This is a genomic window from Anditalea andensis, assembly GCF_000714815.1.
GTDB classification, from domain to species: Bacteria; Bacteroidota; Bacteroidia; order Cytophagales; family Cyclobacteriaceae; genus Anditalea; species Anditalea andensis.
Window position 1 is genome coordinate 42,462 of the sequence record NZ_JMIH01000022.1, and the last position, 23,019, is coordinate 65,480.

Consider the following 23,019-nt stretch of genomic DNA (forward strand, 5'->3'; position numbering starts at 1 on the left):
TCTATAAATAATCCAGTTTTTTATGTTCAGGTTGATGATGTCAATTTTTACTATATTTACCAGATGAATAAGAAAGTAATATTAATGATTTTAGATGGTTGGGGATTAGCCACCAATCCGGAAGTATCGGCTATTGCTAAAGCTAAAACCCCATTTATCGATAGTCTATTTGAGAACTACCCTCATTCAAAGTTAGATGCTTCTGGTCTGGCTGTAGGCCTTCCTGAAGGACAGATGGGCAATTCAGAAGTAGGGCATATGAATATCGGTGCGGGTAGGGTCGTCTATCAAGACCTTGTTAAAATAAATAAGGCAGTACAGGAAGGAGATCTGAGGAGCAATCCCGTGCTTCAGAGATCTTTTGAAAAAGCCAAAGCAAGAGGATCAAAAGTACATTTTATAGGCCTTGTATCTGATGGGGGCGTTCATTCCCATATTAATCATGTAAAGGGTTTATGTGATGCCGCCAAGGCCAACGGCGTCTCTGAAGCATACATTCATGCTTTTACGGATGGAAGAGATACTGATCCTAAAGGTGGAATAACCTATTTACAGGAACTTCAGGCTTATCTAAATGAATCTACGGGGAAGATAGCCTCTGTAGTAGGCAGGTACTATGCCATGGATAGGGATAATAGGTGGGAAAGAGTAAAACTGGCTTATGATGCCATGGTAAATGGAGAAGGGGAAAAATCTAGGAATATACTTGAAGCTTTAAAAAAATCCTATGACAATGGTGTGACTGATGAATTTATCCGTCCCATCATCCAGGTAGATGAAAAAGGGGTTCCTGTAGGAAACATAGAAAAGGATGATGTTGTGATCTGTTTTAATTTTAGGACAGACAGGGGAAGGGAGATAACACAGGTACTTACACAGCGGGATTTTCCAGAATACCAAATGGAAAAATTGGAACTGGATTATATCACCTTTACTACGTATGATGAGACTTTTAACAATGTAAAAGTTCTTTTCGAAAAAGATAATCTTCAGAATACATTGGGGGAAGTACTTTCAAATGCAGGAAAAACACAAATAAGAATCGCCGAAACAGAAAAGTATCCCCATGTTACCTTTTTCTTTTCAGGAGGCAGAGAAATGGCTTTTCAGGGAGAAAGCAGAATTATGTGCAGTTCCCCAAAGGTCGCTACTTATGATCTGAAACCCGAGATGAGTGCTTTTGAAATCACTACCAAAATTAATGCGGAACTCGATAAACAAGATGCTGATTTTGTCTGTCTGAACTTTGCGAATGCTGATATGGTTGGACATACAGGTGTATTTGAAGCGGCCGTGAAGGCATGTGAAGCTGTGGATAAATGTGCTAAATCTGTGATCAAGAAAGCGCTGGCCAATGATTATAGCATCATCGTAATAGCGGATCATGGTAACAGTGACTGTATGATCAATGAAGATGGCTCGCCCAATACAGCCCATACCACTAATCTGGTTCCTTGTATCATGGTGGATAAAACAGATAGGCTAGAGGTGAATGATGGGAAGTTGGGGGATTTAGCCCCTACCATACTCACCATGATGGGCGTAGCTATACCACCAGAAATGACCGGTGATGTATTAATCAAATAAGATGATTTTAAGAATATTAATGCTCTTTATTGCCACAGCTGTATTGGTTTCATGCGAATCAGGAGAAGATGAACTGCTAAAGAATCCGGTTCAGATAGATAACTACTTTCCGTTGTCTCAATTTATAGATAGGCAAATAGGTCTTTTGGATGGAAGAAAAATAGGAAAGGAAATTAATATCAATGGAGAAAAGCAGCATCTTGAACAGGTGTTGAATGTGCAGGATTGGAGAGAAGAGTTTGATTGGCTGATACAGTCTGATATCAATAAAGCTTCATTAGCCCAGTCTTATCATACTGAAGAGCAGGGTAACAGGATAGCACACACGCTTAAATCAGGCGAACAGGGTACACTTCAACAAATGGAAATTCTATATGAAGGAGATCAGGTCAAGGAAATTAACATTATTTCTTCCCGAAAAAATACGTTTTATCAGTCAAAGGCTATCGGTAGATTGACGGTAAGTGGAGACGGATTGATAGATTTCTACAGTTTGGAGAGCATTCAGAAAGTATGGTTTTTAGAACCCAATAATTTAATAGTAAATAGCCGTGTACATGATTAATTTACTTTTAGATTTGAAATAAGCTTAATAGTATATAAGTTATACACATATTCAGCTTCTGTGGGGTAAGCAGGAATGCTAAAATTAAAATGTGGATAAGTGGTGGCTACTCCATTTATCCACATTTTAATTCATCATAAAACCCTACTGATCAATATGGTATGTGGATGGTTAAAGATTTTTTATAGATCCATCCACCTAAACAAATGCGAAAAATATCAGCCATGTGATGATCAGTATAGGTAGTAGAATGGGAAGCGAGAACCTTAGGATGTATCCAAAGAATGAAGGCATTTTTATACCATTCTGTTCTGCTATAGATTTTACCATAAAGTTAGGTCCGTTTCCTATATAAGTCATGGCCCCAAAAAATACAGCTGCTATAGATATGGCCATCAGTTCGAAAGATGAATTCTCATATCGATCTAAAGCAAAATCTTGAACCATAGCTACGCTATTGATATCTGCACCCTGAGAAGCCATGGCTGCAGCTAAGAAATTAAGATAGGTAGGGGCATTATCCAAGAAACCTGAAAGTAGTCCTGTCCCCCAAAAGAGCGTATTATGGGTGATGAGTGCTGCCCCTTCTGGTGATTTAGCAAACGCTCCTACGAGCTCGAGTGCAGGCATCATCGTTCCAAAAATCCCTATAAATATAAAGGCCACTTCCCTAATGGGTTCAAAATTGAATTCATTCCCTCGTATGGCTTTTTGATCTGCAAATCTGTAGGAGAAATAGGCTACGCTAAGCATAATCAGTTCTCTCAAGAATGAAAATTGCTGCCCGTCATATTCTATAGCAGGCACCCATTCCAATACATTTGGGTCTAAAAAAACAGATAAAATGATCACTAACAACCATAAAAAGTTTTTAGAACCGATTAGTGAAAACTTATTGGTATAAATTTCTGGTTCTACAGGATATTCTGCCCCCAAATTTCCATACTTTCGATCGATAAAATAGAAAATTAAAGATAGGAAGCCGAGCACAAACACCCATGCGGGCCAATTATGTGTCAATGTCCAAAAGAATGGCACCCCTTTCAAAAATCCTAGAAATAAGGGAGGATCTCCGATTGGCGTAAGTGAACCGCCTACATTGCTCACCATAAATATAAAGAATATGATATGGTAAGGCTGGATTTTTGATTTGTTTAACCTTATAAACGGTCTTATGAGAAGCATGGATGCGCCAGTCGTGCCTATTAAATTAGAGATAAGTGCTCCTATTATCAGAAGTGCGACATTAGCTAAGGGGGTAGATTTTTTATCTATTTCTATTAATATACCACCGGATGCGATATATAGGGAAGCTAAAAGTGCTATAAATTGGACATATTCAGCTAATGCATGTACAGGTTGGTGTACATTATGCAGTATAAATAAGTAATAAAGCACTACTATGGCAGCAAGTCCTACAGCGACTTTTGGATAGTTATGGTGCCAGAAATGTTCATAAAACAGTGGTCCGGTAGCAATCATCAACAGTAACAAAACAAATGGAACTACAAGCCATACAGGTGCATGACCGTGTTCATCTAAATGTTCTGGTTCTAATATGGATTCAGGCACCTCATCCGTGTCCAGATCTTGGACGTTTTCCTCATATTCAGGATTGGTTTGTGATGTGGAAGGATTTTGCTGGGCAGCCAGATTTGAGCAGGGTGCTATTACCGCTAGAAATATAAGCAGGGATAAGACACCAAATAATTTCTTCATTCAGGTTCGAGTGATATATAAAATATTTTCAAATTTAAAGATTAGAATCATCTTTTAATGTATTACAAATCATTTTGGGTCTTATTTTTTATGAGAGGCAAATTTCTAGACATATTCGCCTTATCTATAAAAGGAGAGGAATGCTGTGCCCAAATCCTTCTTTTTTATACAAGTTGATTAAGGGCAATTTCAAATGATGATTGTGCTATTTTGGTCCTGGTCGGATTGATGGCATGTGTTTTTTTCAAAGCCTTTGCTATGGTCCTGCTCACATCCTTAAAAATAGCATCGTCAGTTAATTCTACTTTTTCTGACATGAGATAGGCAAAGACCCTTGCCATGCCACAGTTGGCTATGAAATCTGGGATTACCGCTATTTTTTCGTCTGCAAACAACCCTGTAGGGCCGAAAAATATCTCCGGGTCTGAAAATGGGACATTTGCCCCACAAGAGATGACCTCCAGTCCAGCATTTGTCATTCTTTCTACCTGGTGTTTTGATATCAATCTGGATGCTGCTGCCGGTATAAAAATCTCGCTCTTCAAATCCCATATGAGCTCATTGATTTCTATATATGGGATTAGATGTTCAGCTACCAACCTATTTCCTTCCCGATTAAGGAAAAGGGTGCGTATTTCGTCCAGCGAAAAACCTTCTTGCTTGACCAAACCGCCTTCTCTGTCTATGATTCCTACTATCTTAACACCTTCTACTGCCAGAAAACAGGCTGCTGCAGCACCTACATTGCCCCATCCCTGTATGACTGCCCGCTTTCCTTTTAGCTGTCCCCCCCATATTTTATAATAATGTCTAACAGCTTCCGCTACTCCAAACCCTGTGATCATATCCGCCACGGTATATTTTTTTATACCGTTTGGCGTATAATGCGGATCTTCCAATACTTTGGAAACCCCTTGTCTTAACTGACCTATTTTTCTGATCTTTTGGGGTTCGGTGGCATTGAAATGTCCATTCACAACACCTTCCTGGGGATGCCACAGTCCATATGATTCCGTTATCGGTATGACCTCATGGATTTCATCTATATTTAAATCACCTCCGGTGCCATAATAATTTTTCAGAAGAGGCATGACTGCTTTATACCATCTTTTGAGAACATCGTTTTTTCTTGGATCAGCCGGATCAAAGTTTATACCTGATTTTGCTCCTCCAATGTTGGGCCCAGATACTGTAAATTTTATTTCCATGGTTTTAGCCAGCGATTCTACTTCACGCTTATCCAAACCCTTCCTCATACGTGTACCACCTCCAGCTGCTCCTCCTCTCAGAGAATTGATGACTACCCACCCCTCAGCTTCAGTCTCACTGTCACTCCATTCAAAAACTATTTCCGGTTGCTTATTTTCAAACTTGGCTAATAACTCTTTCATATATTCGGGTTTATGCTATGGACAAAAATATAAAAATTGTTGAAGTTTCTGATTCAAACACCAAGATTAACTTTTAGAGTTTCTTGTTTACAGTACGATAGTATGATTATAGTTAAGGCAGTATGCATTTATCGTCTATGTGAATTTACATTTAATGTCAATTGATGTATTCTACTGTTTAGCCATATATCACGCCACCTATACTGTCTCGGCTTGCGCCGGTTACAGTGCTCAGGCAGTTTATTTCTCCTCTTAATCTCAGGACCCCCAAAAATCCAAATATGAGTGCCTCTTTAAAATCAATTAATGTGCGGTCAGGAAGTACGACTTGAACTTTACCCTCCAAAGCCAATTTTAATTGATCTATGAAATAGCTATGATAAGCACCCCCACCAGTGATTAGTAATCTATGATCATGTCGAGGTATAATGACTTGGCTGATCTGATAGGTATAGTGAGCTATTAATGTAGATAATATATCTTCTATGTTTTCATTTTGCTTTTCTAGCAGCGGGATAAAATCTTTATCTATATCTTCTCTTCCCAGTGATTTACTTCCTGACTTTTTATAAAAGGCTAATTCGTTTAATTTATTTTCTAATTCTGGGATTGGCTTCCCACTTTTTGCCATCTTGCCATTTTCATCATAGGTTACGCCTGTCTTTGCGGCAAAATGATTGAGGAGCAGGTTAAAGGGGCATACATCATATGCCACTAGGTTTGGTCCGTTATGGAAGGATATGTTGGCAATCCCCCCTAGGTTTAGGCAGTAATCATATTGGGGAAACAATAAGCTGTCACCTATGGGCACTAAAGGAGCCCCTTGTCCACCAAGCTGTACGTCTAGCATCCTAAAGTCATTGATCACCTTAATACCAGATGCTATATGCATACTCCACCCGTTTCCTATCTGAAAGGTGTTTCCTACATCCGGTGTATGAAAAACTGTATGCCCATGTGAAGCTATGGCGATAGGCGATAAGTCATGATCATGGCAGAATACTCTGACTTTTTCTCCGATCCATTTTCCAAAGGCTACGTCCAAGAGCCGTAAAGCTTCTCCTGATAGCATGTGACTATTCGATAGCTGATATGCTAAAGTATCAGGAAAGGTTAGGGTTGCACTATGAGGCATTTCAAATGTCCATGTACCATCATAGTGAAACAAGCAAAAGGCTATGTCCAGTCCATCACCTGAAGTGCCAGACATCAATCCTATGATCGGGTAAGTAGTAGTATGCATGTGGGTTAATGTTTGTTAAATCAAGGCAGATAAAGGTAAAATTAATCCTGAGAAATATTGAACAATTTTATAAATCACTAAATTTAGAACAAAATATAGCACACCCGCCAAAACTATCAGGAATACATTTGAGAAATCTGATCATCGACATAGGAAATACACGCATCAAAGGTGGAGTATTTGAAAATGGAAAGTTAATTAGTGAATACTATTGGAAGGATATACATGAAGTAGAAAAGGTTTATCTCGAAAAGGGGATAGCGCATGTATTGGTAAGCTCTGTGAAAGAAAAGCAAAATGAATTCAGAGATATTCTGGATTTCCCTTTTATGTATTTTGATAAAAACACACCTTTGCCTATTCTAAATCTATATAGTACTCCTGATACACTTGGATCTGATAGGCTAGCCGGTGTGGTCGGTGGCCTGTCCCTTGTGGGAAAAGGGCCTATACTGTCAATAGATCTGGGGACCTGCATTACCTATGATTTGCTTTCTGCTGATCTTGAATATTTAGGAGGTGCCATTTCTCCCGGTCTGGAGATGAGGGCATCTGCTATGGCTTTGCAGACCCGAAATCTTCCAAAGGTAGATTTAGTAGGCGGAGAATCGGTATCAGATATAGGAAATTCTACCATAAGGGCTATTCAAGCAGGTATATATTATGGAGTAAAGGGAGAAATAGCTGAATTTATCAATAGTTATTCAGAAAAACACGAAAATTTAACCGTATTTCTTTGTGGAGGAGATGCAAATTTCTTTGAAAAATTAACAAAAGACCACATATTTGTAATCCCCAATTTGGTCCTTCATGGATTAAATAGAATTTTAACATATAATGTCGACAAAAACTAGACTGCTAATATTGAGCGTTTTCGGCGCTTTCATTATACATCAGCCATTACTGGCACAATCCAGTTCATCTACCTATAGTTCTATAGGTATGGGAGAATTTAATAATTCAGGATTTACTCAGAATCAAGGTATGGGTGGACTTGGTATCAGTTATGGCAATTCTTTTGGCGTAAACCATGTCAATCCAGCTCTATCTGTTCAGAATTATGCCTTTAATTTTCAGGCAGCGATTAATTATGAAAGGATTAATGCATCTTCAGCAGAAAATTCTGCAGATATTGATGGGGGAGGTTTAGGCTATGTGGCGATGTCATTTCCGATTAAGCCATCAAAAATGTCCTTGGGCCTTGGTTTAAATCAGGTTAGTTCGGTAAATTATAACCTTACTTTCACAAACAGTATACCTAATTCCACCAATACAGCCACTAGCGTTATAAATGGGGACGGAGGGATAAGTGAAGCTTATCTTTCGACTGGTTTTCAGGTGGCAAAAAACTTAAATTTGGGTATTCAAGCTTCTTATATTTTCGGCTCCACTATCAGGAGAAATGTCCTTACTTTAAAAAATGAGCAGGGAGCAAATATAGGAGAAGAATCTGAATACTACGAAAGACTAACTGTAAATGATCTTTCTATCAAAGGTGGAGCCCATTATATGGCTAAAGTGGGGAACAGGAAATTTCTGCACTTTGGTACCATATATCAGGTTTTTGGGGAATTGAATGCGAAGGAGTTTTCTAAGATGTCTAATCAAGGCCAGGCCAGCAATCCAGATGCTCCTGGAGATATATTAAGTAATGATTTACCGGGAACCATTTACTTACCTAATAGGTTAGGTTATGGCATAACTTATGAAAGGCTTAATAAATTCATGATAGGTTTGGAAGCCCAACATCAGAATTTCTCCACTTATCGTTCCTTTAATGGCGCGACCGGAGAGCTAAACAATAGTTTCAAGGTAGGTTTGGGAGGTCAATATATTCCTGATTTGTTTTCTATGGAAAATGTATTTGCCCGTTCTATGTATAGGTTGGGTTTTGAATATGAACAAATGCCATATTTGGTTCAAAATACAGCCATAAATGATCTTGGCATCAGTTTTGGTGCTTCGATTCCAATGAACAACCTGTCTTTAATGAACCTTGCATTTAAACTGGGGACGCGAGGTTCAGCAGATAATAATTTGGTCAGAGAGAATTATATAAGAGTATCCTTAGGGTTTTCGATTAATGATAATAGTTGGTTCTATAAAAAAGTATTTGAATAAACTTTGAAATATGATGAAAATTAAAATTGCCTTAGTAGGGCTGTTTTCCTTTGCTATAGCAGGGATGGTACAAGCTCAGGAGTGGAATTGGCCCACAGATCCACAAGCAGAAGCTAGAGCTAGAGAGTATAATGCTGCCTATAACGATTACCTGAATTCTGGTGATTTTGTAGCGGCCACTAGACCTCTCAACTGGCTATTGACCAATGCTCCCGATCTCAATGAGGCCTTGTATATCAATGGTGTTAAAGTATATGACGGTGCTGCCAAAGAGGTAGAAGATGATGCCCAAAAAAGAGTATATCAGGATTCAGTGATAACTCTTTATAATAAAAGAGCGGAACTATATAATAATGAGGATAAATGGATAGAAAATAAAGCTTATTACGCCTATAATTTCTACAAAGGAGATAGGAATAGAGTAGCTGATGCGGCTGCAGAATTTGAAAGGGCGTATGAAATACACGGTACGCTTACCTATAGCCTAGCACCGGCATATTTTGACCTGGTCTATAGAAACTACGCCTATAAAGGTTATTCTGCCGATGAAGTTTTGGATAGGCTTACTATGGTAAATGAGATACTGGACAATGCTGAAGAAAGAGGCGAAAATGTAGCTAATCAGCGAAGTACAGTAGAGCAATTAGTGGTGGCCATGGAACTAATTGATTGTGACTTTATTGAAAATAAATTAGGTCCAAGACTTCAGGCTGATCCTTCCAATATGCAGTTGGCACAACAAGTATTTCAGTATTCTGTAAGGTATAAATGTACCAATACAGAAGCTTTTACAGCAGCATTGGAAATGATTGATAATGACGATCCCACTTTCTCCACTTCTCAGGTTAGAGGGATGAGGTTTTATCAGAACAAAGAATATGGTAGGGCTATTGAATTGTTTGAAAAAGCACTTACTTTGGCCAATACTGACGAGCAAAGGGGTGATGTTCATTATGACATAGCCCGGGCTAATTCTGCTATGAACAGAAAGTCTCAGGCTAGAGCTGCAGCACTTAAAGCTGCTGAACTTAACAGAGATAAATCAAGTGATGCTTGGGGACTTATAGCAAACTTATATATGGCTTCCTCTTCAGACTGTAGAGGTGGTCAGAGCAGGGTAAAAGATCAGTCTATATTCATAGCCGCTCATGAAGCTTTTAGAAGAGCAGGTGATAATAGTGGAATGGCTAACGCCAGAGCTAGATTCCCTTCTAAAGAAGAACTGTTTACTGAAGGCTTTCAAGTAGGTGAATCAGTAAATACGGGCTGTTGGATAGGTGAGTCTGTCACCCTTGCCACTAGAGATTAATAAAAATTAACATATAAAAATTTGGAGAGCGGTGAATAGCCGCTCTCTTTTTTGTGTTGTATATCTACACTATAAATTAAATACGTAGATTTGCATATGAAATATTTATGTTTCGTTTTCATTACTATCTTATTATTGGTTTCCTGTAGAGAAGATGTAGATCCAAGTCAGCTGGAAAACTATGAGGGCCCTATCAGGATAAGTAGGCACATGGAAATGCTGCATAGTGATTCTGCCATCGTTAGGACTAAGCTGATGGGGGATCTCCAGTTGGAATTTCAAGAAGGTGATTTCGAGTTTCCAGAAGGGATAGAAATCCATTTTTACGAAATAGATGGTCAAATATCCACTACTATTCAAGCAGATAAGGGGTTTTATGACAGAAAAGCTGACTTATATAGGGGGGAAGGGGATGTAAGGGTGAATAACATTGCTAAAGACCAAAAACTTAATTCCGAAGAACTTTATTGGAATCCTGTAGAAAAATTGATTTTTACTGAAAAATTTGTTACAGTACAGGAAAAAGGCAGGATCATAAATGGAACGGGTCTGGAAGCAGATGAAGGGTTTAATGATTACATAATAAAAAAACCTACCGGTATATTACCTATACCGGGAGAGGAGGACAATTGATGGATATAAAAGATGTAATTTTGCTATCAGTCGGTGCTGCATTGATCATAGTGGGTATTCAACTTTCATTTACACAGGGTGCAGGAGTTTCTTATCCTGTTTTTATGTTTGCAGTGGCTTTCTTATTCTGGTTTAAATACAGAAGGGATGTGGCTAATGAAAAGAAGAATAAAGAGGAATCCACCACAAGAGACAATCTGGGGCAAACCAGAAAAAGAAAACGTTAATGGAATATCAGTATCTCATTATAGTATTGGTTACACTGCTTTTTTCCGCATTTTTTTCGGGGATAGAAATTGCATTTATTTCTTCCAATAAATTTCAGATAGAACTTCAGAGTAAGCAGGGCACATTTACGGGTAGGGTGCTGTCAAATTTCAATGACAAGCCCGGTCAGTTTATAGGAACTACCCTGATGGGTAATACCGTATGCCTTGTTTTATATGGGATTTATATGGTTTATCTGCTTGAACCGCCTTTGAAAGAATGGCTTCCTTCCACTTTGGATAACCAAGCTACTATTTTGGTGCTTCAGACAGTCATTTCCACTGTTATCGTACTTATTACAGCAGAGTTTATCCCGAAGAGTATTTTCATTCTGAACCCTAATAGTTTATTATCGTTTTTTGCAGTTCCATTTTTAGTGATTTATTACCTGATGTATCCCGTGGTATGGGTAGTGGTGACTTTATCGCGTTTTTTTATCACCAAAATTTTAAAGCTGGATTACAATGAAGATAAGCCGGTTTTCAAAATTACCGATCTGAACAGCTTTATACAGAATAATCTTGAAGTAGTGGGGGAAGACCAAAAGGTCGATCTCGATACAAAAATATTTGATAATGCGGTGGAATTTAAAACCATCCGAATAAGAGAATGTGTGGTCCCCCGTACGGACATAGTAGCTGTAGATATAGAAGACAGCATAGAAGATTTAAAACAAGTGTTTATTGAAAGTGGTCATTCAAAGGTAATCGTGTATAGGGAGAGTATAGATGATGTCATAGGATACTGCCACCTTCTGGAGCTATTTAAGAAACCTAAGACCATTTCTGATATTCTTACACCAATTATCATCGTGCCCGAGTCAGCTCTGGCAAATGATTTATTGGTTCAATTTATAGCTGAAAGAAAAAGCCTTGCCTTAGTAGTAGATGAATTTGGAGGTACCAGTGGTATAGTCAGTATGGAAGACATCATAGAAGAGATATTTGGCGAGATCGAAGATGAGTATGACAATGATGACTTAGTAGAACAAAAATTATCTGATACCGAATATTTATTAAGTGCACGCCATGAAATTGATTATCTCAATGAAAAATATTCGTGGAATTTGCCTAGCGGTGATTTCGAAACTTTATCCGGTTTTATTTTGTCTTTGACAGAAAATATACCGAAAAAAGGCGAATCTACGAGTTTTGGCCCATTTCATTTTACCGTTGTTTCGAAACAGGAGCACCGAATAGATACTATAAAAGTTAAAATAATACCCACATCGTAGTACGCCAAATAATTATAGAACGCATTTAATTTTGAAATTAGAGTTAGATGTAATTATTTTGCGACACTTCAAAAACTAGAAGAATGGCATTAATAAAGAAAATCAGACAGAGAACAGGTCTTGCAATAGGTGTTATTGCGGTCGGTTTAATATTTTTCCTTGTTGGAGGTGATATATTGAGCCCAAATTCAACCCTTTTAGGAGGCGCCCAGACTAACGTAGGTGAAATTGCGGGAGAAAAAGTTTCCTATGAGGAGTACATGCAGAAAATCGAGGAAGCAAAATTTTCTTTTCAGCAAAATACCGGAAGAAATCCTAGTGAAAATGAATTGTATAGTATTAGGGAACAAGCATGGCAAGCTTTGATAGTAGAGAGAATGTTTGCCGCCCAATATGAAGAATTGGGTCTAGCGGTATCTGATGCAGAACTCGTAGATATGGTACAAGGTAGAAATATCATAGCAGAGCTGCGTCAGCAATTGACCAATCCAGAGACAGGCGAATTTGACAGGCAACAGTTGATCGCATTTCTTCAGTCATTAGAAGATGCCACCCCACAGGAGAGGGCATTCTGGGCCCAGCAGGAAAGATTGTTTGCAAACGCTCGTCTGAGATTAAAATATGATAACCTGCTGACCACAGCTGATTATGCGACAAGAGCAGAGGGAAGAATGGAACATAAGATGGCCAATACTACTGCAGATGTTGAGCATTTATTCATTCCATACTATGCCATATCCGATAATGATGTGACGGTTACGGATAATGAACTGAAGGATTATATCAAAAGAAACAAAGAAAAATTTCAGGTTTCTAATGCAAGAGACCTTGAATATGTATCCTTTCCACTTACTCCAAGTGCCGAAGATTCTTCCATAGTCAGTAGAGAAATCAACCGATTGAAGGATGAGTTTAATGCTGTTGACTCTGATTCTGTTTTTGCTATGAGAAATTCAGAGGCAGCTAATCCATTCAGAACCTATCTGCCAGGAGAAAGCCTTCCCGCTTCATTGACAAGAAATGTAGAGGATCCTCAGGAAGGAACTATATATGGTCCCTTTCTCACAGAAAGATCAAGTTATGTAGTTTATAAGATAACGGATAAATTTGAAGGAACACCCCGAATGAGAGCTAGCCATATCCTTTTAGGGGTAGAAGGCTTGGATGAAACACAGAAGGCACAAGTAAGGGAACAGGCTGAAAACATTTTAAGGGAAGCTCAGGAAGCACCGGAATTTGGTCCCTTGGCCCAAAGGTATGGTCAGGATGGTACTGCTCAGCGTGGAGGGGACCTGGGCTGGTTTGCCCAGGATGATTTTATAGAAGATTTTGCACAAGCTGTATTTGCTTCCAGAAGTACCGGAGTGATTCCTAGGGTAGTGGAAACAGAGTATGGATTCCATATTATAAAGGTAACCGAAATGCCTCAAACGCAGTCATACAGAATAGCTACGATAGAACTTGAGCTTATGGCCAGTGATGCTACCAGAAACGAAGCTTATAGAAATGCTGACTATTTTGCTTCAAGCTCATCTAATCATAAGGAATTTAGAGCCAATGCCGAACAGGAAGGATATAGGGTAGTGCAGGCTAATGGATTAAACCAGGGCGCTAGAAACCTTAACAACATACCAAATGCCAGGGAAGTCGTAAGATGGGCTTTTAATGATGCATCGGTAAATAAGGTGTCTGACGTTTTTGAACTCGATAATGCTTATGTGGTGGCAGTGCTTACCAATAAAACTGAAGAGGGTACGGCCTCTCTGGAACAGGTAAGACAAGAAGTAACCACACTGGTTAAAAATGAGAAAAAAGCAGCGATCATAGCAGACAGATTAAAAGGAAAATCTTCTCTGGCAGAAATGAAAGCTTTATTTGAAGAGGAGTCATCTCTCGGTTCCACTCCCGATCTTAAGCTTAGCGCTACTGTTATACCAGGGGTGGGTTTTGCACCAAAGGCCATTGGAAGAATATTTGGACTTGAGACTGGACAGACTTCAGAACCCATTTCGGAAGATATAGGTGTACTGGTAGCAAGGGTAAATGCTTTGACTCCAGCAGGAGAAATAGCCGATTATGCCAGATACCAAAGCCAGGTAGTCATGAATGCTTCTCAAAGAACTGCATATATGGTAATGATGGCCATGGAAGATATGGCTCAAGTAAAAGATTATAGGTATCGGTTCTTTTAATAAAAGGTGATATATAGGTATCCCATTCTCCCTGGAGGATGGGATTTTTTTGTTTTTGGGGATTTAATTTGACTTGATCATAGTTAAAACTTAAATTGGATCTTTATGGAAAAAAAGTTTGATAAGATAAGCTTTAAAGAAAAACTGGATGCGCAGACCGTCTTTCCTGCCATTTATATGTTTAAATTCATTGTGCCTAATGGCAGACAGGATGAAATTGCCACACTATTGCCGAGCAATGAAATGGTGGTAAAAGCATCTACAAAAGGCAAATATGTCAGTGCAACTATCAAAGCGATGATGCCAAGTAGCAGTGCAGTGATAGAAATATATGAAAAGGCTTCAGAAATTGAAGGTGTTATAGCATTATAAAATAAAACTCGTATTATGTGGGCAGAAGATAACGGTAAGTTAAAAAAAACATTTGAATTCAAGGATTTTCAGGAGGCTTTTGGTTTTATGACCAGGATCGCCTTTATAGCAGAAGCGCATAACCACCACCCCAATTGGAGTAATGTGTACAACAAGGTATTCATTGAGCTTACGACACATGATGCAGGAAATACCGTTACAGAAAAAGATAGAAAATTAGCCCAAGCCATAGATAATATTTAATATGACTGAAGCTACCAGGCCAGACCTTTATGTGGTACCTACACCTATAGGTAATTTACTGGATATTACGCTTAGAGCCATTGAAGTGCTTAAATCAGTGGATCTGATATTAGCAGAGGATACCCGAACTACTGGCAAGTTACTAAAGCATCTGGAAATACAGCGGCCCTTTCAAAGCTACCATATCTTTAATGAGCATAAAACCGTGGAACGGCTTATAGAAAGGATGCTCAGAGGCGAGCAAATGGCACTGGTAAGTGATGCCGGAACACCGGCTATATCTGATCCAGGCTTCTTACTTGTAAGGGCAGCCAGGGAAGCAGACCTTATCGTTAATTGCCTCCCTGGACCTACGGCTTTTGTACCTGCATTGGTTAATTCTGCCTTGCCTAATGACCGCTTTACCTTCGAAGGGTTTCTTCCCCATAAGAAAGGGCGTAAAACAAGGATAGAAGGTTTAAAAGAAGAAAGCCGGACAATGGTATTCTATGAATCGCCCCATCGCCTTATGAAAACGTTGGAACAGTTTAAAGAGGCTTTTGGTGAAGATCGGATCGTTTGTGTGTCCAGGGAATTGACTAAGGTTTTTGAAGAAAATATTCGGGGCACACTTCAGGAGGTCATCACTTATTATACGGAACACCCGATCAAAGGAGAGATTGTCATTACACTGGCAGGAAAATAATAGACCTACTATGGATTTAGATGAGTTAATGGATAGCACCATATCTATAGCTAAAAAAGCTGGTGCTTTTATAAGAAATGAACGTCAAGGCTTCCAAATCGAAAGCATAGAACATAAAGGTTTCAACGATCTAGTGTCGTATGTGGATAAGGAAGCAGAAAAAATGATTGTTGAAGGATTAAAGGCACTCCTTCCGGAAGCGGGGTACATTACGGAGGAGGGCACAGAAACTGTTCAAAATGATGTGTATAATTGGATTATTGATCCTTTGGATGGTACTACTAATTTTATCCATGGCTTGCCTATTTATTCTGTCAGTATAGCATTGATCGAAAAAGATAAATTACTTCTGGGAGTAGTTTATGAAATTAATCTAGACGAATGTTTTTATGCTATATCAGGAAGAGGCGCATTTTGTAATGGGAAGTCAATAAAGGTTTCATCTGCCACTAAATTGGCAGACAGCTTAATTGCCACTGGTTTTCCTTATTATGATTTTGATCTAATATCAAAATATTTAGAAGTAATGAAAAATCTTATGCAAAAGAGTCATGGCATAAGGAGATTGGGGAGTGCGGCAGTAGACTTAGTCTATGTAGCATGCGGAAGGGCAGAGGCTTTTTTCGAATATAACCTGAACGCTTATGACGTAGCAGCGGGTGCCCTTATTGTTTTGGAAGCTGGAGGGCATGTAACTGATTTTGGGGGTGGTGATAAATACATATTTGGCAGACAAATCTTAGCCTCTAACTTCAAGATTCACAGTGAACTTATGCTAGAGCTAAAAGATTTTTCCAATAAGGAGCATGATTGATAAGCACTTAATTGTATAATAAATGTGGAAAAAGATGTTTTAATATATTAATCATCGTTTTTCCGTAAATTATTTGGTTTATTAGTGATTATTATTTAATATTCTAAAACAAACGCCTATATGGGATAATATGTTTTGCTTACATATTATCCGGATTTCTTAATTTTCCATTTAGAAAATCAGATAATTACGAATAGGGCGTTATAATTAATAAGCTTATATAAAGCTTTAAAATCAGTTTAAGATGAAAATAGGAATAATAGGAGGAACAAAACTGGCAGTGACCTTAGGTAATAAATACCTTTCTCGGGGTATTGATGTTATATTCGGAGTACGTAAGGATTTTTTACCCAAGCAGATAGAGTGGAAAATTTTGGACATGCAACAAGATAAACTCTTTCCATACTGTGATGCTATAGATAAAGCAGATATCATATTCCTTTGTTGTGAAAATGAACATTTACCACAAATCTGTGCCTGCTTGATAAGTTCAGGTAATCATGACAAAATAATAATTGATTGCACCAATGGCCAATATAATCCTGAATTAGGCTGTAATACTAGCTATATACAGCAAACAGCAGGTCATAACAAAATAGTAAAGGCTTTTAATAACCTCGGTCTGGATTATCCTAAATCTGATCCCCTTGAATTATTAAAAGAAACCTATTTTTGCGGAGATTGTGATGTGGATAAAATTAAGATTAAAAAGTTGATAGAATTAATAGGTTTTAAAGCTATAGATGCCGGTAAGCTACAAAATGCGTTTCTTCTGGAAGCTTTTTATCATCTCAGAAAAGAGATTTCGTTCATTAAGAATAGTCAGAATGATTATCATTTCAAGCTGATGTCAGTTTGAGAAGCTTTAATATATTGCACCATACTACCATTTTTTCGCATTCAGTATATATTTTTTTATAAAGATTTTTAATTGGATTACATTAATAGGCTATCAAATTTATGTTTGTTACTTGTGCCCTTGTATTAAGGTATTGTAATTGCTATAGCTTTCAGTAGGAAATAAACTTTGGAATTATATAATTTAAATGAAAAAAGTAGCCATAATAATAGCTGGGTTAATTGCATTTTTATTAATAGCCCTTATCACTGTGCCTTATTTATTCAAAGATCAGATATTGGCACGCATTGATAGAGAGATAGCCAGTTCGGTCAATGCAAAAGTATATTATGATTATGACAATGTCAGTATCAGCCTTTTCCGTCGATTTCCTGATGTGTCCGCTACGATACGGGAATTTGGTATCTCAGGTAATCCTCCATTTGAAAATGATACTTTAATGCATATCAATTCTCTACAGGTAGATGTAAATTTACGTTCTGTTCTATTTGGTGATTACCCTGAACTCACAGGGGTCCACCTGCTGGGAGGTTCTATGTACATCAGTGTCCTGGAAGATGGAAGGGCTAATTATGATATAGCTGTTGAGACCGAAGAAGAAGAAGTAGCAGAGCCTTCGGAATTTAAACTTGGTATTGATTTGATAGAAGTAAAAGATTTAAACTTAATCTATGACGATCGGCAGATGGGCTTCTTTATGGCGCTGGCTAATTTTAATATAGAGGGTAAGGGAGACTTTACTTTGGATGTATATGATCTTTTAGCGGATGCACGTACAGATATTGTCAGGGTTTCTTTTGATGGGGTCAATTATCTTGAAAACAAAAGATTTCTGGCCGATGCACATTTGAATGTAGATTTGGACCAGATGCGGTTTACATTTATGGATGGTAATTTTACTTTAAATGAGTTTGATTTTGACTTGGGGGGATTTTTAGCGCTTTCAGGGGATGATGTCAACATGGATCTATCCTTTGGAGGTAAGGATAATTCTTTTAGGAGTATATTATCACTTGTGCCTGGTATATATACAGAATCATTCTCTCAGTTGACGACATCAGGAAATATGACTTTTGAAGGATTTGTTCGGGGAACCTATAATGAAACTACTACTCCTTCCTTTGACATGAGTTTAAAAGTGGATGAAGGTTATTTTCAATATCCGGACCTGCCTAGGCCTGTTAGTAATGTAAACATCGTCATGCACGTGGCCAATACTACAGATGATATAAACAACACCAGGATAGAAGTACCTGCATTCAATATGAATTTTGGTGAAAATCCCATATCCGGTAAACTTTTGGTAGAAAACCTGCGCACCTATGATATGGACGCACAGCTTAGGGGAAATTTAAAACTGGAAGAGATCACTTCTATTTTTCCGATGGAAGGCACAGTGCTGAGAGGAGCGTTCAGTATCAATGCTACTGCTCAGGGGAGATATGACAGTGCCACAAATACCATCCCCCGTATAGATGCAAGCATGAGCCTGATCGATGGTTATATCCAAAACGAAGAATATCCTACAGCCATTGAAAACCTGGATTTACAGGCTAATGTTGCCAATACATCTGGCAATATGAACGATCTGATAATTAATATTTCTAATTTCGGATTTGATTTGGAAGGGGAAAATATACGTGGAAACCTTCAGGTGAATGATTTGAATCGTCTCAATTGGGATGGGGCTGTGCATGGAGTGGTAGACCTAGGAAAGTTAATGACCATATTTCCGATGGAAAATGTCATCATGGAAGGGAGGATCCGTGCAGATATAGATACCAAAGGAAATTATACCGATGTGGAAGCAGAGCGTTATGAAAGGTTGGAAACTGTGGGGGATATAGAAATAATGGACCTCTATTATACCGATTTGGATCTTCCTCAGGGGATTAGGATAAGAAATGCAGCAGCAGAGTTTACATCAAAAGTAATAAACCTTACCAAATTTGATGCTAGAGTGGGACAAAGCCCAATAACTGCTACCGGTAATCTGAGTAATTATATAGCTTACATGTTCGGGGATAATCAAAATTTAAAAGGAACACTTACAGTGGCCTCTACCCGGTTTGATATTAATGAATGGCTCAGTAATGATCCTGCGGCTGCTGAAGATACTACCCAACTTGCCATAATTGAATTGCCCAGAAACATTGATTTTTCAATGAATGTATCGGCCAATGAAGTACTATACGATAACTTGGTTTTTTCTAATGCCAGGGGTAATTTAAATTTAAGGGATGGTATCCTTTCCTTTAGGGATGTAGCTACTTCGACTATGGGTGGTCAAGTGACCTTTTCCGGAACTTATGATGCCCAGGATCCTGCATTGCCCAAATTTGATATGACTTTTGATGTAAGCACCGTTAGCATTCAGGAAGCATTCAGATCTTTAAATACTGTACAGGTTTTTGCTCCTGTAGCCCAGCATCTGACAGGTAATTTCTCTACTAAATTTGCATTAAATGGTAATCTGGGTCCGAATATGATGCCGGTGTTATCAAGTCTAGACGGTAAAGGTCTGGTAAGAGTAGTTCAGGCGGCTTTTCAGGATAGTCGACTATTACAGGGAATTACTTCTATTACTCGTTTAAGCGAGACAAATAGCATTACACTCAAAGATTTAGCACTGAGTACTACGATAGAGGATGGAAGACTAAAAGTAAGCCCTTTTAATATCCGATTATGGGATTATGCCACCACTATAGAAGGAAGCACAGGCTTTGATGGAAGTATAAATTACCTTCTAAATATGCAGGTACCCGCTGGTAGGTTTGGTGCCCAGCTAAATCAGGTAATAGCCGGTATCTCAGGTACTGAAGCCGCAGGTACTACAGTGATCCCTGTAGCCTTAAATGTGGGGGGAACATATCAAAATCCAAATGTCTCTTTGGCCGGGGGAGAGAAAAGTATAGAAAATTTGCTGGCAGGTGCATTAAAAAGCAGAATAGGGGCTGAAAGAGGACGTGCAGAGGATCAAATTAAACAGGTTCAGGAGAATGCTATAGAACAGTTTAGGGCTAAGGAAGACAGCATACGCACCGAATTGAGACAGAAAGCTGAAGTAGCTAAGGATAGTGTCCGAAGAGAAGCAGACAGGGCAGTGGAAGAAGCAAAGCGAAAAGCAGCAACAGAAGCAAAAAACATTTTGAGAAGAGGTTTTGGAGGAGTAGTCCCAGCCCCTGCCAAGCCGGACACTACGGTCAGAGGCAATTAATATATATAAACAGAGGCTGTCTCCTAAGTAAGGACAGCCTCTGTTTTGATCGGGGTCGGTATCTGAGTCAATTTTCAGCTCTTGAATTTAATTAAGCCTCTTAGTCCACATAATATATTCTTTTTACCCTACTGCTGATATTGGTCAATAATTCATAGGGAATGGTGCCTATAGATGAAGCAAGATCCTGAAGGGAAATGCCTTCCCCATATACCATCACTTCGTCTCCCTCATTTGCTTGTATATCAGTTATGTCTACCATAGTCATATCCATGCAGACATTTCCGATGACAGGTGCTTTTTGGCCTGCTATCAACACGAAACCTACGCCATTACTGAACCTTCTGTCATATCCATCTGCATAGCCTATGGATATAGTGGCGATTTTTCCATCTTTTAGCATAATACCTTTTCGGCTGTATCCAATGGTTTGCCCTTTCTGAAGTGTTTTGATTTGGGAAATAGTAGTTTTAAGAGTACTGATAGATTTCAATGGGGATTTTTCCTTACCGGTAATTTCTATTCCATATAATCCTATCCCCAATCTAACCATATCCAGTTGATATTGTGGATAACTGATAATACCGGCAGAATTTAAGGCATGCCTGAGTGGTTTATAAGTAAGGTGAGCTGAAATAAGCTCAGTCATTTCTATAAATTTATTCAGCTGATGTATAGAATACGTTTCGTGTATCTGTTCGTCCGCTCCTGCCAAATGTGTATATAGGCTTACTATAGGCAGTTTATAATGGTGGATAAGTTTATTTAGATCAGGAATTTCCTCTAATGAAATGCCTAACCTATGCATGCCTGTATCTAGATCCAGATGAATACTTATGGTCTTATTTTCCTGAATGCAAAAATTACCTAATAGTTTAAAATGGTTTAAGCTATAGACTACAGGCTCTAAATGATGTTTGCTAAGCTGAAAAAATGATTCTTCTGAAGGATTCATTACCATAATCGGTAGTGTAATGCCCTGTTCCCTTAAATACACACCTTCATCTGTATATGCTACTGCCAGGTAATCAGCTTTTAATTGCTGCAGATGGTTGGCGATTTCTGCAGGTCCTCCACCATAAGCAAATGCTTTGACCATGACCATAATTTTCGTTGAAGCATCAATTTTATGCCTGTAGAAATTATAGTTATGGGTAAGAGCATTTAAATTTATTTCAAGTGTGGTTCCATGAACCCTTTGTTGAAGGTAGTTCACTATCTTTTCAAATTTAAATGTTCTCGCACCGGTCACCAGGATAAGGTCATGGTCAAAAGTATTATTGAGGTTTGATGTGATAAAGTCGTCGGTGGTAGGATAAAATTCAGAGGTAAAATTTTCACATTTGCCAACTAACGTGATATTATCTCCTATGCCATAAAGATGGTCTATTTTGTACTGCGTCAGGAGTTTGGATACTTCATTATACAATTCAGCTCCGGCACCTACCTGGAGAAAATCGGATAACACCAATATTTTTCTCTTTTTAGGTCTTTGTACCTGCATAAAATCCAGGGCTACTTTCAGACCTTCCAGATCATTGTTGTAGGTATCATCGATGATGAGGCTATTATGTATGCCCTGTTTTAAGGTGAGTCGCATTTCCAGCGGTTTGAGTAGCTGAAGTCCTGATTGTATTTCTTTCTCTGAAAATCCCAAAGTGAGGCAGGCGGTGATCACATGGCATATGTTTTCCAGAGAAGCTTCATCTGAAAAGGAGCATGAAAAGGTGAACAGAGAAAAATCAGGTTTGATAAGCATGATTTTAGTATATTCAGGACCTTTTTTTACGGAAAAAGTATAATCTGATCCAGGTTTTTGGGACCAAGAGATCAATATTGCCCCATCAAACCTTTCTTCTAATGCTTTCGATACAGGCAGGTGATCTTTTCTATAAATAATATAATGTGCTCCGTTACCTAATTGGGATTTTTCAAATGCTTTGTCCAATAGGGTTTCAAACCCCTCCTGATGGGCTGTACCCAAGTTAGAATAGATGACCAGGTTAGGGGATATCATTTTATTTAAAACAGTCATCTCTCCCGGTTTGGATATACCGGCTTCTAATATGGCTATCTTATGATAAGGTGCTATTCCAAATATTGAAAGCGGTACTCCGACTTGACTATTATAGCTTTTTGGACTTTTGGCAATAGGATATTTAGTGGCCAGAATCAACCCAAGCCATTCTTTGATAATGGTTTTTCCGTTACTACCGGTTATGCCTATCACCTGCCCCATAAAATGGTTCCTTTGGTATATGGCCAAAGCTTGTAATGCCTTTAAGGTATCCTCTACCAGGATAAAGGTAGCATTTTGAAATTCATGGATATCAGTTGGGATAGACTGTATAATATATACTCTTACCTGTCTATGATAAGCTTCGTGAATATAGTGTGCACCATCATAATTGGGTCCTGTTAAAGCAATGAATACTGCTTGAGATTCAAAAATTATATTCCTGCTATCAGTAATCACATGCTGAATGGCCATCGCTTCTCCCTGTACAATAATTTTTCCAGAAGTGAGCGTCGCAAGTGTCTTTATGTCAATACTTTTAATCATGGCTA

Annotated in this window: 19 protein-coding genes; 15 read left to right on the forward strand and 4 right to left on the reverse strand. The window is 38.5% G+C overall.

Annotated elements, in window-relative coordinates; translation table 11 throughout:
* Positions 1-63: 63 nt before the first annotated feature.
* Together gpmI and EL17_RS13105 are read left to right on the forward strand one after the other, a co-directional pair.
* Complete coding sequence (gpmI, locus tag EL17_RS13100) at positions 64-1,587, forward strand: 2,3-bisphosphoglycerate-independent phosphoglycerate mutase (protein WP_035074795.1); 1,524 nt, start codon at positions 64-66, stop codon at positions 1,585-1,587.
* 1 nt (position 1,588) lies between these two features.
* On the forward strand, positions 1,589-2,152 hold the full coding sequence (locus tag EL17_RS13105; RefSeq protein WP_164675082.1) for a hypothetical protein: 564 nt from the start codon (positions 1,589-1,591) through the stop codon (positions 2,150-2,152).
* Between the two features lie 198 nt (positions 2,153-2,350).
* On the opposite strand, the gene EL17_RS13110 is transcribed toward EL17_RS13105, so the two are convergent.
* The 3 genes from EL17_RS13110 to EL17_RS13120 form a co-directional block, all read right to left on the reverse strand.
* Positions 2,351-3,871: a sodium:proton antiporter gene (locus EL17_RS13110; protein WP_035074800.1), complete on the reverse strand. Its 1,521-nt coding sequence runs from the start codon at positions 3,869-3,871 to the stop codon at positions 2,351-2,353.
* 164 nt (positions 3,872-4,035) lie between these two features.
* Positions 4,036-5,262 (reverse strand): Glu/Leu/Phe/Val dehydrogenase dimerization domain-containing protein, encoded by a 1,227-nt coding sequence (locus EL17_RS13115; protein WP_035074803.1) that lies wholly within the window; start codon positions 5,260-5,262, stop codon positions 4,036-4,038.
* Positions 5,263-5,440: 178 nt separating this feature from the next.
* Positions 5,441-6,505 carry an anhydro-N-acetylmuramic acid kinase gene (locus EL17_RS13120; protein WP_035074804.1) on the reverse strand — a complete coding sequence of 355 codons (1,065 nt, stop codon included), beginning with the start codon at positions 6,503-6,505 and terminating at the stop codon, positions 5,441-5,443.
* Between the two features lie 128 nt (positions 6,506-6,633).
* On the opposite strand from EL17_RS13120, the gene EL17_RS13125 reads away from it, so the two are divergent.
* From EL17_RS13125 to EL17_RS13185, 13 genes are all read left to right on the forward strand, one after another.
* Positions 6,634-7,359 (forward strand): type III pantothenate kinase, encoded by a 726-nt coding sequence (locus EL17_RS13125; protein WP_240485996.1) that lies wholly within the window; start codon positions 6,634-6,636, stop codon positions 7,357-7,359.
* The gene (locus EL17_RS13130) at positions 7,343-8,626 is read left to right on the forward strand and encodes a hypothetical protein (protein WP_035074806.1); all 1,284 of its coding nucleotides are present in this window, start codon (positions 7,343-7,345) and stop codon (positions 8,624-8,626) included. Before EL17_RS13125 ends, EL17_RS13130 begins: the two co-directional genes overlap by 17 nt.
* Before the next feature lie 10 nt (positions 8,627-8,636).
* Complete coding sequence (locus EL17_RS13135) at positions 8,637-9,935, forward strand: tetratricopeptide repeat protein (RefSeq protein WP_316932665.1); 1,299 nt, start codon at positions 8,637-8,639, stop codon at positions 9,933-9,935.
* A 96-nt stretch (positions 9,936-10,031) separates the two neighbouring features.
* Positions 10,032-10,568 (forward strand): LPS export ABC transporter periplasmic protein LptC, encoded by a 537-nt coding sequence (gene lptC / locus EL17_RS13140; protein WP_035074812.1) that lies wholly within the window; start codon positions 10,032-10,034, stop codon positions 10,566-10,568.
* On the forward strand, positions 10,568-10,795 hold the full coding sequence (locus EL17_RS13145; RefSeq protein WP_035074815.1) for a hypothetical protein: 228 nt from the start codon (positions 10,568-10,570) through the stop codon (positions 10,793-10,795). The genes lptC and EL17_RS13145 overlap by 1 nt, the downstream gene beginning before the upstream one ends.
* The gene (locus EL17_RS13150) at positions 10,795-12,069 is read left to right on the forward strand and encodes a hemolysin family protein (RefSeq protein ID WP_035074816.1); all 1,275 of its coding nucleotides are present in this window, start codon (positions 10,795-10,797) and stop codon (positions 12,067-12,069) included. The genes EL17_RS13145 and EL17_RS13150 overlap by 1 nt, the downstream gene beginning before the upstream one ends.
* Before the next feature lie 83 nt (positions 12,070-12,152).
* The gene (locus tag EL17_RS13155) at positions 12,153-14,261 is read left to right on the forward strand and encodes a peptidylprolyl isomerase (RefSeq protein WP_035074819.1); all 2,109 of its coding nucleotides are present in this window, start codon (positions 12,153-12,155) and stop codon (positions 14,259-14,261) included.
* Positions 14,262-14,366: 105 nt separating this feature from the next.
* Entirely contained in the window at positions 14,367-14,633 is a 267-nt protein-coding gene (locus EL17_RS13160) for a DUF493 family protein (protein WP_035074822.1), read from the forward strand.
* A gap of 15 nt (positions 14,634-14,648) precedes the next feature.
* On the forward strand, positions 14,649-14,876 hold the full coding sequence (locus EL17_RS13165) for a 4a-hydroxytetrahydrobiopterin dehydratase (RefSeq protein ID WP_035074825.1): 228 nt from the start codon (positions 14,649-14,651) through the stop codon (positions 14,874-14,876).
* Between the two features lies 1 nt (position 14,877).
* Complete coding sequence (rsmI, locus tag EL17_RS13170; RefSeq protein ID WP_035074828.1) at positions 14,878-15,561, forward strand: 16S rRNA (cytidine(1402)-2'-O)-methyltransferase; 684 nt, start codon at positions 14,878-14,880, stop codon at positions 15,559-15,561.
* A 10-nt stretch (positions 15,562-15,571) separates the two neighbouring features.
* Entirely contained in the window at positions 15,572-16,375 is an 804-nt protein-coding gene (locus EL17_RS13175) for an inositol monophosphatase family protein (protein ID WP_035074830.1), read from the forward strand.
* A 244-nt stretch (positions 16,376-16,619) separates the two neighbouring features.
* Entirely contained in the window at positions 16,620-17,234 is a 615-nt protein-coding gene (locus EL17_RS13180; protein ID WP_035074833.1) for an NADPH-dependent F420 reductase, read from the forward strand.
* A gap of 187 nt (positions 17,235-17,421) precedes the next feature.
* Positions 17,422-20,451, forward strand: a complete 3,030-nt coding sequence (locus tag EL17_RS13185) for an AsmA-like C-terminal region-containing protein (protein WP_035074837.1) — start codon at positions 17,422-17,424, stop codon at positions 20,449-20,451.
* Between the two features lie 100 nt (positions 20,452-20,551).
* Here the strand turns inward: EL17_RS13185 and EL17_RS13190 are convergent, their stop codons facing one another.
* A complete protein-coding gene (locus tag EL17_RS13190) occupies positions 20,552-23,014 on the reverse strand; it encodes a bifunctional UDP-N-acetylmuramoyl-tripeptide:D-alanyl-D-alanine ligase/alanine racemase (protein ID WP_035074840.1) in 2,463 nt (820 codons plus the stop codon).
* Positions 23,015-23,019 lie beyond the last annotated feature (5 nt).

Coding starts and splice junctions, on each gene's coding strand:
- gpmI (WP_035074795.1), top strand. CDS start 64: ATGAATAAGAAAGTAATATTAATGATTTTAGATGGTTGGGGATTAGCC.
- EL17_RS13105 (WP_164675082.1), top strand. CDS start 1,589: ATGATTTTAAGAATATTAATGCTCTTTATTGCCACAGCTGTATTGGTT.
- EL17_RS13110 (WP_035074800.1), bottom strand. CDS start 3,871: ATGAAGAAATTATTTGGTGTCTTATCCCTGCTTATATTTCTAGCGGTA.
- EL17_RS13115 (WP_035074803.1), bottom strand. CDS start 5,262: ATGAAAGAGTTATTAGCCAAGTTTGAAAATAAGCAACCGGAAATAGTT.
- EL17_RS13120 (WP_035074804.1), bottom strand. CDS start 6,505: ATGCATACTACTACTTACCCGATCATAGGATTGATGTCTGGCACTTCA.
- EL17_RS13130 (WP_035074806.1), top strand. CDS start 7,343: ATGTCGACAAAAACTAGACTGCTAATATTGAGCGTTTTCGGCGCTTTC.
- EL17_RS13135 (WP_316932665.1), top strand. CDS start 8,637: ATGATGAAAATTAAAATTGCCTTAGTAGGGCTGTTTTCCTTTGCTATA.
- lptC (WP_035074812.1), top strand. CDS start 10,032: ATGAAATATTTATGTTTCGTTTTCATTACTATCTTATTATTGGTTTCC.
- EL17_RS13145 (WP_035074815.1), top strand. CDS start 10,568: ATGGATATAAAAGATGTAATTTTGCTATCAGTCGGTGCTGCATTGATC.
- EL17_RS13150 (WP_035074816.1), top strand. CDS start 10,795: ATGGAATATCAGTATCTCATTATAGTATTGGTTACACTGCTTTTTTCC.
- EL17_RS13155 (WP_035074819.1), top strand. CDS start 12,153: ATGGCATTAATAAAGAAAATCAGACAGAGAACAGGTCTTGCAATAGGT.
- EL17_RS13160 (WP_035074822.1), top strand. CDS start 14,367: ATGGAAAAAAAGTTTGATAAGATAAGCTTTAAAGAAAAACTGGATGCG.
- EL17_RS13165 (WP_035074825.1), top strand. CDS start 14,649: ATGTGGGCAGAAGATAACGGTAAGTTAAAAAAAACATTTGAATTCAAG.
- rsmI (WP_035074828.1), top strand. CDS start 14,878: ATGACTGAAGCTACCAGGCCAGACCTTTATGTGGTACCTACACCTATA.
- EL17_RS13175 (WP_035074830.1), top strand. CDS start 15,572: ATGGATTTAGATGAGTTAATGGATAGCACCATATCTATAGCTAAAAAA.
- EL17_RS13180 (WP_035074833.1), top strand. CDS start 16,620: ATGAAAATAGGAATAATAGGAGGAACAAAACTGGCAGTGACCTTAGGT.
- EL17_RS13185 (WP_035074837.1), top strand. CDS start 17,422: ATGAAAAAAGTAGCCATAATAATAGCTGGGTTAATTGCATTTTTATTA.
- EL17_RS13190 (WP_035074840.1), bottom strand. CDS start 23,014: ATGATTAAAAGTATTGACATAAAGACACTTGCGACGCTCACTTCTGGA.